At 43.6% G+C, this 11,850-nt stretch carries 15 protein-coding genes; 12 read left to right on the forward strand and 3 right to left on the reverse strand.

The features are described 5' to 3' along the window. A partial coding sequence (locus tag A3G19_RS10710) for a hypothetical protein (protein ID WP_294872753.1) occupies positions 1 to 237 on the reverse strand: 237 nt, incomplete at its 3' end. Between the two features lie 146 nt (positions 238 to 383). Here A3G19_RS10710 and aroQ point away from each other — a divergent pair. The 11 genes from aroQ (at position 384) to A3G19_RS10765 (ending at position 9,684) form a co-directional block, all read left to right on the forward strand. After that, complete coding sequence (gene aroQ / locus A3G19_RS10715) at positions 384 to 860, forward strand: type II 3-dehydroquinate dehydratase (RefSeq protein ID WP_015652912.1); 477 nt, start codon at positions 384 to 386, stop codon at positions 858 to 860. Positions 861 to 863: 3 nt separating this feature from the next. After that, on the forward strand, positions 864 to 1,349 hold the full coding sequence (gene folK / locus A3G19_RS10720) for a 2-amino-4-hydroxy-6-hydroxymethyldihydropteridine diphosphokinase (protein WP_015652913.1): 486 nt from the start codon (positions 864 to 866) through the stop codon (positions 1,347 to 1,349). Positions 1,350 to 1,368: 19 nt separating this feature from the next. Further along, positions 1,369 to 2,634, forward strand: a complete 1,266-nt coding sequence (gene flhF / locus A3G19_RS10725; protein WP_294872756.1) for a flagellar biosynthesis protein FlhF — start codon at positions 1,369 to 1,371, stop codon at positions 2,632 to 2,634. Next, positions 2,631 to 3,503, forward strand: a complete 873-nt coding sequence (locus A3G19_RS10730; protein ID WP_015652915.1) for a MinD/ParA family protein — start codon at positions 2,631 to 2,633, stop codon at positions 3,501 to 3,503. The genes flhF and A3G19_RS10730 overlap by 4 nt, the downstream gene beginning before the upstream one ends. A 66-nt stretch (positions 3,504 to 3,569) precedes the next feature. Further along, the gene (locus A3G19_RS10735) at positions 3,570 to 3,887 is read left to right on the forward strand and encodes a hypothetical protein (protein WP_015652916.1); all 318 of its coding nucleotides are present in this window, start codon (positions 3,570 to 3,572) and stop codon (positions 3,885 to 3,887) included. Next, positions 3,884 to 4,576: an RNA polymerase sigma factor FliA gene (locus tag A3G19_RS10740; protein ID WP_015652917.1), complete on the forward strand. Its 693-nt coding sequence runs from the start codon at positions 3,884 to 3,886 to the stop codon at positions 4,574 to 4,576. Before A3G19_RS10735 ends, A3G19_RS10740 begins: the two co-directional genes overlap by 4 nt. Next, a complete protein-coding gene (fliM, locus tag A3G19_RS10745) occupies positions 4,576 to 5,673 on the forward strand; it encodes a flagellar motor switch protein FliM (RefSeq protein ID WP_015652918.1) in 1,098 nt (365 codons plus the stop codon). The genes A3G19_RS10740 and fliM overlap by 1 nt, the downstream gene beginning before the upstream one ends. Continuing rightward, positions 5,666 to 6,526: a flagellar motor switch protein FliY gene (fliY, locus tag A3G19_RS10750; RefSeq protein WP_294872759.1), complete on the forward strand. Its 861-nt coding sequence runs from the start codon at positions 5,666 to 5,668 to the stop codon at positions 6,524 to 6,526. The genes fliM and fliY overlap by 8 nt, the downstream gene beginning before the upstream one ends. A gap of 2 nt (positions 6,527 to 6,528) precedes the next feature. Continuing rightward, entirely contained in the window at positions 6,529 to 7,314 is a 786-nt protein-coding gene (locus tag A3G19_RS10755) for a TIGR00730 family Rossman fold protein (RefSeq protein WP_294872761.1), read from the forward strand. Then, positions 7,314 to 8,333, forward strand: a complete 1,020-nt coding sequence (gene mnmA, locus A3G19_RS10760; protein WP_015652921.1) for a tRNA 2-thiouridine(34) synthase MnmA — start codon at positions 7,314 to 7,316, stop codon at positions 8,331 to 8,333. The genes A3G19_RS10755 and mnmA overlap by 1 nt, the downstream gene beginning before the upstream one ends. Positions 8,334 to 8,457: 124 nt before the next feature. Next, positions 8,458 to 9,684 (forward strand): MFS transporter, encoded by a 1,227-nt coding sequence (locus A3G19_RS10765; protein WP_294872764.1) that lies wholly within the window; start codon positions 8,458 to 8,460, stop codon positions 9,682 to 9,684. 51 nt (positions 9,685 to 9,735) lie between these two features. Here the strand turns inward: A3G19_RS10765 and A3G19_RS10770 are convergent, their stop codons facing one another. After that, the gene (locus A3G19_RS10770; protein ID WP_294872767.1) at positions 9,736 to 9,945 is read right to left on the reverse strand and encodes a hypothetical protein; all 210 of its coding nucleotides are present in this window, start codon (positions 9,943 to 9,945) and stop codon (positions 9,736 to 9,738) included. Between the two features lie 291 nt (positions 9,946 to 10,236). Here A3G19_RS10770 and A3G19_RS10775 point away from each other — a divergent pair, with 291 nt between their 5' ends. Beyond that, positions 10,237 to 11,151 (forward strand): restriction endonuclease, encoded by a 915-nt coding sequence (locus tag A3G19_RS10775; RefSeq protein ID WP_294872770.1) that lies wholly within the window; start codon positions 10,237 to 10,239, stop codon positions 11,149 to 11,151. 308 nt (positions 11,152 to 11,459) lie between these two features. Here A3G19_RS10775 and A3G19_RS10780 read toward each other — a convergent pair. Next, positions 11,460 to 11,850: carbonic anhydrase (locus tag A3G19_RS10780; RefSeq protein ID WP_294872773.1), on the reverse strand; the 391-nt coding region annotated here is incomplete at its 5' end.

Consider the following 11,850-nt stretch of genomic DNA (forward strand, 5'->3'; position numbering starts at 1 on the left):
CTCGATAACCTCTTCGATCTCTAAAAACTCTTGGTAGGCCTCAGAGTTTAACGCTTTTTGGTTGCTCATTAGATAAAGTTCATCTTCGATTTGCTCGCGTACTTTTTTATAAAGAGCGTAAGGGAGTAAGACACTTTTTGGCTCATGTCGGCGACCGTCTTCGATGAGGGTAATGCCATCGGTTGCATTGAGTAATGCAGGATGACGTAGAATATCGGTAGTTGTAACGGTAGTCATCACACACCTCTTAGTTTTGATTGTATAAATACAATTGTATCATATGTATTAGTAAATGTATCATGTTCTATTCTAACTCGATTTAGTTCCTTATAATATAGAACCCCTTATAATCTATCCCTAAAACAGAAATCAAGGTTTAATCAATGAAAATAGTCGTTATCCAAGGGCCAAACCTCAATATGCTCGGTGTACGTGAACAACAAGTATACGGACCGATGCGTTTAGAGCAAATCCATGCACAGATGAAAGAGGTCGCAACTCAAAACGGTGTAGAGATCGAGTTTTATCAAAGCAATTTAGAGGGTGAAATTGTTGACCGTATTCAAGAGTGTTACGGTGATGCAGACGGGATCATTATCAATCCGGCTGCTTACACGCATACCTCTATCGCGATTCGTGATGCAATCAGTGCGGTCAATCTTCCGACCATTGAAGTTCATATCAGTAACATCTATCGCCGTGAAGAGTTCCGTCAAAAAAGTATGACCGCTCCGGTATGTACCTCTTCGGTGATCGGTTTTGGTCCGTTCGGATACCATTTGGCAATGGTGGGGATGATGCAAATTTTGAGTGAAATCAATGCAATGCGTCAAGCACAGCAAGGCACGGTAGAAGAGTAAATTATGCCGCTCTGCCGTATTCTGGATGAGAGCCATCGCATTTATGTGGATCACAATTTTCCTAAATCGCTTCAAAAGGCTCCGGGATATCGCTATCGCGTCGTTTTAGGCGTTGGGGGAAACATCGGAGATACGCGGCGCCGGATGAATCATCTTTGGCACTATTTGGGGAAATTACCGCAGATTTGTAGAATCCGAAGCGGGGTGATATTGCGAAATCCCCCTTTCGGATATTACGATCAGGGTGATTTTGACAATACGGTTATCGAAATCGGAACGTCATTAGAACCAAAAGCATTGTTGCGTTTGGTATGGCGGATAGAGAAACGTTTTGGGCGTCGTCGCAGTTTTGCGAATGCGCCGAGGACGTTGGACTTGGATATACTATTCTTTGAAAATCGTGTGATGAATACGAAAGAGTTATCTATCCCCCATCCTCATTGGAGCGAACGCTCCAGTGTGACGATTCCTCTTGGAAGTTTGGCTTGAGAGAGCATACGGAGACACTATGAAAATCTTGACATTTAGCGGTGCCACCCCTGCTGAAGCGCTTAAAAAAGCGCAATTGGAGGTTGGCGAAGAAGCGATGCTGATCGAGACACGTGAAGTACAGAAAAAATCACTGGGCAAAAGTGCTTTGTATGAGATTGTCGTAGGGATTGAAGAGGACTCTCTTCCCAAACCGCGAGCTAAAATCGAAGAACCGTTGATGAAACAGCGTCCATTGGCACAAAAAAGCAGTGATGTTCTTTACAATATCTCCGAAGCCGCCAAACAAATCTCCAAAATAGCCGAAGTGACCGAAGAAGAGCAGCGACCTGCCCGCCAAGCTCCTGCTGCTGAGAGTGAAGATCTGAAGCGGATCAAAGAGGAGATCGAAAAACTCGGCGACAAAGTTAAACTGATCCAAAACATGTTTTGGGATGAAAAATCTCCGAAAACATCGGCTCCTATCCCTCCAGAATTTGCCGAGATTTACCGTCTTGCCCAACAAAGCGGGATGGATCAAAATCATCTTGATGAGATTATGCAGCTGACGTTGGAGCATATGCCTTCGAAAATGCGGGAAAGTTCTTCAACTGTTAAGCGCTATTTTCAAGTATTGATGCGCAAAATGATCCCTGTTCGACTTGAGACTTCACCGAAAAATGGCGGAAAAAAAGTGATTATGCTCGTAGGTCCTACGGGGGTAGGAAAAACAACCTCAATTGCGAAACTGGCAGCCCGTTTTTCGTATTTACTCGAGAAAAAATACAAGGTAGGGCTTGTGGTGCTCGATACGTATCGTATCGGTGCGGTTGAGCAGCTGATGCAGTATGCTCGAATGATGAAACTGGGGATTGAGACGGTGGTCGATCCGCCGGAATTCTCCAGTGCTCTTAATGCGTTGCGCTACAGTGACTATATATTGATTGATACGATGGGGTCATCCCCCTATGACAAAGGGAAAATCGAAAAGATATATGAGTGTCTGCAGGGTAACGAGACGGATTACAGCGTAGATGTCGTTTTGGTTATGCCAAGCTCGATCAAATACGAAGATCTCAAAGCAACCTATGATAATTTCGCTCCGCTTGGGATCGATACGATGATGTTTACCAAACTCGATGAGACGAGAGGATTTGGAAATATTTTCTCTCTCGTTTATGAGACCAAAGTGCCGATCAGCTATTTCTCAGTTGGGCAGGAAGTTCCTGAAGATTTAGTGGTAGCTACGAGCGATTTTTTAGTCGAATGTTTGATGAACGGATTCGGTAAAGGTGAAAATTTATGAGCCATCAAGCCTCTAAACTTGAAGCCCTGGTGAATCAAAACCGAAATACAAAGGGCAAAAAAACCCGTTTTATCGCGATTACCAGCGGTAAAGGCGGTGTCGGTAAAAGTACCATCAGCTCTAATATGGCGTATATCATGGCGAAGTACGGGCTGAAAGTGGGAATTTTCGATGCGGATATCGGATTAGCGAATCTCGATGTTATGTTCAACGTTAAAATTCAAAAAAATATTCTCCATGTCCTCAAAGGGGAAGCAACTGTCGAAGATATCTTGGTTCCGATCGAGAAAAATCTTGTTCTTATCCCGGGAGAGAGCGGTCAGGAGATTTTTAAATACGCCTCTGGGGGATTATTCGAGCGGTTTATGGATCAGGCCAATGTTTTGGATGATTTGGATGTGATGATTATCGATACGGGTGCCGGAATCGGAGAACATATTCAGCTCTTTTTACGAGCCTGCGATGATGTCATCGTTGTGACGGTGCCTGATCCGGCGGCGATTACCGACGCGTATGCAACAATTAAGGTGACTTCACGCCTCAGAGATGAGATCAACGTTATCATGAATCAGGTGCGCTCGCCCAAAGAAGCGGAATCTTTGTTTGAGAAAATCCATAAAGTAGCACAGGCAAATATCGGAGGTTCATTACAGCTTAATTATTTAGGGCAGGTTTCGAGTGATCCTAAAATTTCGAACAGTGTCAAAAAAAGGGCTCTGTTTAGCCGTGATTTTCCGACGGCCACACCGACAACAGAATTAGAGCAGATCGTTAAGCGTATCGCAAAAAAACTGGAACGAAATGTGCTGGTAGATCCCAAAGAGAGCGGGTTAGGCGGACTGTTTAAGCGTTTAATGGAGCACTTTTAATCCCAAATATGGGAATGACGGCAATCGTTTTTTTGTATAAAATTACTGAAACAAGGATAAAACTATATGCGGGGTTCGAATTTTGTCTCTTTTTTAACGGTACAAGGTTTTTTCATCGGTATTGTTTTTGGGGTACTTAAATCAAGTTCTGCGGAGAGTTTTCTGGGATTTGTACTCCTGATAACGGTATTTTTTTATCTTTTTGCCCATTTATGTGTTGGATTTTTCTTTCAGACGCTTGGAGTTAAAACCCATCCGTTTCCTAAAGTATCGCATGAACATAATCTCGATTTCTTTGTCCGTGAAATCAATAAACGTGAACAATTTATCGATGCATTTTATACCCATAAAGCCGATTTGTTAGACGAGAAAGGGCGAGGATGAGCGGCGCAAATGTTTATACGCAAGAGTTGAAACATCGTGAAGATCAGCTTGCCCTCCAATATCTTCCTGCCGTGAAAGCGATGTCGTTTCGTCTCAAAGAGCGTTTGCCAAGCTCGATTGACTACATGGATCTATGTGCGATCGGAACGGAAGAGTTGGTCAAATTAGCGCGCCGTTATGATGAATTGCAAAATGATTCATTCTGGGGATATGCTAAAACGAGAGTGTATGGGGCAATGCTCGATTATCTTCGTTCACTCGATACGGTAAGCCGTTCAAGTCGTCGTCTTATCAAAGAAATTGACAGTGCTATCGAAGTGTATATGGCGGATCATGACGATGAACCCAGCGATGAAGAACTCTCAAAAATTTTAGGAATCGAAGTTGAAAAAATCCATGAAGCACGGATTGCTTCGGATATTTATACCGTGATGCCATTGGATGATCAGCTGGGTACTCCGGAAGAGTGCGGAATGCTGGAGAGGATAGAACATGATGATTTGGTGGAAGCGATTCAACATGTTTTGATGAGCTTTGAAGAACGTGAGCAGATTATCATTCAACTCTATTATTTTGAAGAGTTGACGCTTAAAGAGATCAGTGAAATCGTCAATATCACCGAATCGCGTATTTCACAAATCCATAAATCGGTTATTCGACGAATTAAAGATGCAGTAGGAGGGCGATAATGGCTGATATTCTATCACAAGAAGAGATTGATGCCCTCTTGGACGTTGTCGATGATGAGGGAGATGGTGTATTAGAATCGGGTGATGAGGGGCTGTTCTCTCAGCGTCAAATTACCCTTTATGATTTTAAACGTCCTAACCGCGTCTCTAAAGAACAGCTTCGTGCCTTCAGAGGGATTCATGACAAGATGGCCCGCTCCATCGCATCACAGATTTCAGCGATTATGCGCTCCATTGTCGAGATTCAGCTCCACTCCGTCGATCAGATGACCTATGGGGAGTTTTTAATGTCGCTCCCAAACCCGACCAGCTTCAACGTTTTTTCGATGAAACCGCTGGAGGGGAACGGTGTTTTAGAGATCAACCCCTCTATCGCATTTCCGATGTTGGACCGTATTCTCGGCGGAAAGGGTGAGCCTTTTGAAGCTAACCGTGAGTTTTCCGATATCGAACTCTCCCTTTTTGAAACAATCTTGCGGGTAATGATGGGGACATTGCGTGAAGCATGGGCACCCGTAACCGATTTGTATCCTCAGGTCGAATCAAAAGAATCAAGCCCCAATGTTGTTCAAATCGTTGCTCAAAATGAGATTGTTGTAATGGTCGTAATGGAGATCATCATTGGACACAGTTCGGGAATGATGAACATCTGTTATCCCGTTATCGCGTTGGAACCGGTATTGCCGAAACTTGCCAGCCGTGATTTGATGCTGAATGAAACCAGTTCGAAAAAAAGCCGTAATCAAGAACTCCAAGTCCTTTTGGGCGGTGCTCACGTGAATGTTGAAGTGAACCTTGGGGAAGCAGAGTTAACGCTGCATGAGTTGCTTGAATTAGGTGAGGGAGATATAATACGGCTCAATATTCCGGCGGATGATGTTGTAAACGTCAGTGTCGATGGAAAAGAGCGTTTTGTAGGTCAAATGGGGCTGCGACGATTTCGAAAATCGATCCAAATCACATCTCTCATCGATACCGAAAAAGATGCCGTAAAACGGGCGCTTAAAGAGTTTGAAGTGAGACGAAAAGCACGGATTAGCGGGGTCAAAGAGATGATTCGAGGGCCATTAGCAGATGAGGAGGATGAAGATGAGTGATTTTGCCGGAGTATTCGCAAATGAGGCTATTGCTACTATTGAGGGGCTGACGGGCCAGACCCCTAAAATCGTCCTCAAAGAGGCTGAAGATATCTCAATCGTCTCCAATGTTATTCCTCCTATTGCGCTCATTCAAGTGAGTTTCAGCGGTGAAGCATCGGGGCGAGGGCTGATCATGATGCCTCCACAGCTCGCAACGGCATTAGGTGATATGATGCTCGGTGGTGAAGGGACAGCTCAAGATACCATGTCCGATGAAGATATGGATGCGGCCAAAGAGATCGTTTCCAATATCGTCGGTGCTATGAGTACGACTCTTGGGTCACAAAAAGAGCTTCCGAAGTTCACCATTAAACCGGAAAAAGCGGAATTTATTGCTGAAAACGGTGAGGTAAATCTCGATGCGTATGCCAAAATGTTTGTTTTCACGTTTGCATTGGGCGAGATTAACTCGTTAATGATGTTTGCAATCGATTCAGGTGTGAACGGGGCTTTGGGCGGTGTTAAAGCTCCTGCTGCACTTGCTCCAACCGGGAGCATATTTGATGAACCCTCAAGCGAGCCTTCGGTAAAACTGGAAGAGGGCGAGATGAAAAATATCTCTTTGATCATGGATGTCAAACTTCCGGTCCGTGTTCGTATCGGAAAGAAAAAAATGCTCCTTAAAGATGTCCTTAGTATGGATATCGGCTCAGTTATCGAACTGAATCAACTGGCCAATGATCCGCTCGATATTTTGGTGGATGATCATGTGATTGCTCAAGGGGAAGTGGTGATCGTGGATGGAAATTTTGGTGTTCAAATCACCTCGATCGGAACGAAACGTGATCGTCTGAATAAACTTAAAGGGTAATCATGGCGCACAGAAATGGCAAAAAAAAAGAGTACCCGAGTAGTCGTTACGTCAAAGATATTAAATCCGCCGATGTCTGGAGTGTGTTTAAAATTATTGCCGACTTTGTTCAGGGATTTGATGAACTCGGGGATTTAGGCCCTTCTGTAACGATTTTCGGCAGTGCGCGCGTGGATGAAAATCACCCCTATTACCAACAGGCGATGAGCTTATCGGGGATGCTCGCAGAACGGGGTTATAACATCATCACGGGTGGCGGTCCGGGTATCATGGAAGCGGCCAATCGGGGTGCGTATGATTTTGAAGACGTTGAATCGATCGGCTTAAATATCGAACTTCCGGCAGAACAGCAGCCTAACCCCTATATTACAAAGGGACGCAGTTTTGACTATTTCTTTTCCCGTAAAGTCATGCTGGTTAAATATTCGATGGCGTACGTCATTTTTCCGGGAGGTTTTGGCACTCTCGATGAGATGTTTGAAGCTTTGACTCTGATTCAGACTCGAAAAGTTTGGGGAGTCCGGTTGTTTGTTATCGGAACGGAATTTTATGCTCCGCTTATGCAGTTTATTCAGGATAAAATGCTTGCGGAAGGGATGATTGATTCCAAAGATTTGCGTTTAATGATTCTGACGGATGATTTGGATTTGGTTGTTAAAGAGATTGAAAAATCATTGGTTGCACAAATGGCAACATTGGAGAAAGAAGGTTTGGACGATACGAAGTATTACAAGGTTCTTTCTTCGTATTTTGAAAACAGACCGATATGTGAGGGGAGTACTCTTTAATGGCTAAGAAAGTCTTAATTGGGATGAGCGGCGGCGTTGATTCGACCGTTTCGACATTGTTGCTAAAAGAGCAGGGATATGAAGTGGAAGGAGTTTACATGAAACTCCACTCCAAGCCCGGTTATCATGAAATTCATCAGGTACGTGCACAGAAAGCGGCCGATTTTGCCGGGGTTAAACTCCATATTCTTGATCTTCAAGAGCAGTTCAATGCAAAAGTTTTTACTCCGTTTATCGAAACCTATAAAGAGGGAAAAACGCCAAACCCGTGTGCTCTGTGTAACCGTAATATCAAATTCGGTGCGATGGTGGCATTTGCTGATAGTATCGGTGCTGATTATGTTGCAACGGGACACTATATCCGACATGACGGGCAATATTTGCTTCAGGCTCAGGATGATACAAAAGATCAAAGCTATTTTCTCTTTTACATCGATCCTGCGTTAGTACCGCGATTGATTTTTCCACTGGGTGAGCGTCACAAAAGTGATATCAAAGCGTATGCCGCGAGTGTCGAAGGATTGGAATCATTTGCCTCTCAGGGTGAATCGAGCGAAATCTGTTTTGTCGAAACGACCTATATGGATGTTTTAAAACCTTATGTCCCTGTCGATCAGGAAGGGGATGTCCTCGATATGGAAGGCAAGGTGGTCGGTAAGCATAAAGGGTATATGCATTACACGATCGGTAAACGCAAAGGGTTTACTGTAAACGGAGCGCATGATCCCCATTTCGTGGTAGAGATCAAACCGCAAACCAATCAGATTGTTGTAGGGACACGTGAAGATTTAGAGTGCCGCAGTGTCGAATTGGAACGGGTCAATATGTTTGATTCCCGCACGGAATTTGAATGTGATGTGAAACTCCGCTACCGTACTACGGCAGTACGCTGTTCGGTTAAAATTGACGGCGATCATGCAGTTGTTGAACTGCACGAACCGGTTTTGGGCGTTGCCTCAGGACAAGCGGGTGTTTTTTACGACGGAGAAAAATTGCTTGGCGGCGGGTGGATAATTTAGCAATCAATCGTTCGTGGTGAGCTCAAGGCAACATCGCTTTGCGAGCGGTACCCTTGTTTTGTCGAACCATGAACTTATCACCCTTCGACAAGCTCAGGGCGAACGGTATTAGAGAAAGGTGAATATGAAATCTAAAAAGAAAATCATCGCCGCTGGGATTATCGGCAATGTCATCGAGTATTATGATTTTGCCCTTATCGGTTTTTTAGCGGTTATGATGGGGAACCTTTTTTTCCCCTCTGATGATCCTTTTCTCTCCCTTTTAGGCTCTTTTGGCGCATTTGCCGCAGGGATGATTATGCGTCCCGTCGGAGCATTGGTCTTCGGTCACATCGGAGATCGTATCGGTCGCCGCTTTGCTCTGATGAGTTCACTTGTTCTCATGGCCCTTCCGACTTTTTTGATCGGTTTTTTGCCGACCTATGCGCAAATCGGGATGATGGCTCCGATTCTTCTTGTGGCACTGCGGATGATCCAGGGGCTATCGGTCGGCGGTGAATACGCCAGCTCTATTGTCTACCTCGTTGAACAATCTTCCCCAAACCGTCAAAATCTCTACGGCTCTTTTGTCTCTGTTGGTGCAAAGATCGGTATGGCATTGGGCTCAGGATTATGCGGAGCATTGCTATGGTATCTGGGGGAAGATGCAATGGGGGATTGGGGATGGAGAATCCCCTTTTGGGCAAGTATCGTTATAGCGGCAGCAGGATTGTATCTGCGCCGTAATTTAACCGATGAGTATCAGCCGAGCGAAGATAAAACCGTTCCGATTGTCGCGATTTTACGACATCATCGTTCTGAATTTTGGCGATTTCTCACCGTCGCGTCATCGATATGGATTTTTTATTACACGGTGTTTGTCTATCTCCCTATATGGCTTCAGGGAAGTGCGGGACTCAGTAAGGCGGAAGCGGGGCAGATCAATACCCTCTCTATCTTAATAGGGGTTGTTTTTATTCCGTTGATGGCGATGGTTGCTGATCGGATCGGTTCGTTACGTGTGATGCGGATCGCGGCATTAGGGCTTGCGATAGGGATTTATCCGCTGATGGTAGGGATGAGTATCGGCGGGTATTGGGCATCGTTAGCGGGAACGATCGTTATGGTTATCTTGTTATGCGCTTTTCAGGCACCAATTTTTGCAACGACCGTTACAGCGCTCAAATATCATGGATACCGTGCATCCTTCACGGCAGTAATTTTGGGAAGTGCCGCAGGGATAGTGGGGGGAATTACCCCCGCTTTGATGACATCGCTGGAGAAACTGAGCGGTGATCCGTATGCTCCGGCATCATTGATCGCCGCAACATCACTGATCGGGTGGATCGTTCTTAGACGGATAAAAGATTAAAACAGTTGAATACTTTGATGGAGAATCTGAACGAGTTGAAGATAGACGATATTATGAGGCATATTTTGTGCCGAGTTTAGCAAAAACTTCGTCATGTGTTCCGATGATGGGAGATTTAAATCCTTCATCGACTAATGACTCTAATTCTTCATCGTACTCTTCTTTTGAGAGTTTTACGGTATTTTCGGGGAGTGATCGGAGAAATGCGATTACTTTGTTTGCTACGGATTCGTTTTCTATTTCAAGATGATACACTAACATTTTGTCCCCTTTTTGAGGAAGTTGATTCGAGAATTATAGCACCCATTAGTCATTCCCGACCTGATCGGGAATCCAGCTTTCGTTCGTGGTGAGCCTGTCGAACCATGAACTTAACCCTTCGACAAGCTTAGTGCAAACGACTATTTCTTCTTCTCTACACCCGCACTCTCTAACTTTTCAATACTTTCTTGAAGTGTTTTTTTCACATCCTCGACCGCGAAGCCTTGCATGATGATTTTTGTAATATTTTAGGTAAACTTTTGTCCATATTGCTTTATAAAGGTTTTTTTCATGGCTGTCCCTGATTTTCAAAGTATGATGTTGCCTATATTGGTTTTTCACTCCGATAAGCATCCACGGAATACACAAGAGCTTTATCAATTTACGGTATCTAAATTTAATTTAAATGAAGAAGAGCAAGCTGAACTTTTATCCAGTGGAAAACAAGAGGTATATAAAAATAGAGCATTATGGGCACGCACATATTTATCAAAAGCTTTATTACTTGAAAGTCCAGTGAGAGGAGTTTATAAAATAACACAACGTGGTTTGCAAGTGATTTCAGAAAATCCATCTGAAATCAATATTAGCTATTTGAAAAGATTTGATGAGATTGTGAAGTTTCTGAATTTAGATAAAAGTAACCCGTCTGTGCAACAACCAAAAAATGCACAAGCAACATTTGAATTTGAAACACCGGAAGAGACTTTAGATAAATTGCATTCAAAACTAAATAATAGTTTAGCATCAGAACTATTGGAAACTATAAAAACATGCTCTCCCTCATTTTTTGAGCATTTGGTAGTGGATTTATTGTCCACTATGGGATATGGACGATCTATTGGAGAAAGTAAAGTTGTTGGTAAAAGTGGTGATGGTGGTATTGACGGAATCATAAATGAAGACAAATTGGGACTTGAATCGGTATACATACAGGCAAAAAGATGGCAGGGCACTGTCGGAGATATTGAAATAAGAAATTTTATAGGTTCATTGCAATTAAAAGGTGCACGCAAAGGAGTGTTTATTACTACATCCGACTTTACAACGCAAGCAAAAAATAGTGCAGCTATGATTACGGGTATAAAAATTGTCCTTATTGATGGATTGACTTTAGCTGATTTAATGATTGAATATAATGTAGGTGTCTCTGTAAAAACGGTGTATGAAATCAAACGAATTGATAGTGATTATTTTGAAGAATAATGGGGGGGCAAGGGGCGCAAACCCCTTGGCTATACTCAATTGAGCATAGGTGCAAAAATGCACATAAGCAGTAATGTTAGTATGAGCTTATCCATAAAGACCCCCTCTAAATGTATTCTTTGGAGGGCAAAAAAAAAGGTCGAAGGGTAATTACTCCCTCGACCTTAATCTTGCCGCTCCATCGAATACATGAAGAAGTCATACTAACAACAAAATTATAGCAAAGTAACTTTTAAAGTCAAGAATTAATAATATATACATGGATTCCCGACCTACCCTAAAGGGCACGTGAAGTCGGGAATGACGATTTATACGTGCACCGGCTTAAAAAGTGATTTCATTAGAGGAAACTGCATAATTTTCTCAGGGTTAGTCTCCCCGTTGATGTTGACGATTTTAAGACGTCCGTAGCCGTTGTTAAAATCGTTGGCGAGATCGTAAACGACTCCGACGATGGTGAGCTTTCCGCTCTCTACATCCCCTTTAAACTCTTTTTGTGCGTAATAGGTCTGCTGATGGACGTTGCTGATAACAGCCGAGAGCCATTTGGATTCGTCAGTGCCTGTTAGTGACGTTTTGCGTACCGCCAGAGAGAGCGAATCAAGTTCTTGAATGATATGTGGTCCCTCGGCAGAATAATCACCCAGTGCCGCTTTGATCGCACCGCATCGTGAATGTCCGACGATAATGAGCAGAGGG

The sequence above is a fragment of the Sulfuricurvum sp. RIFCSPLOWO2_12_FULL_43_24 genome, from assembly GCF_001829605.1.
Classification (GTDB): Bacteria; Campylobacterota; Campylobacteria; order Campylobacterales; family Sulfurimonadaceae; genus Sulfuricurvum.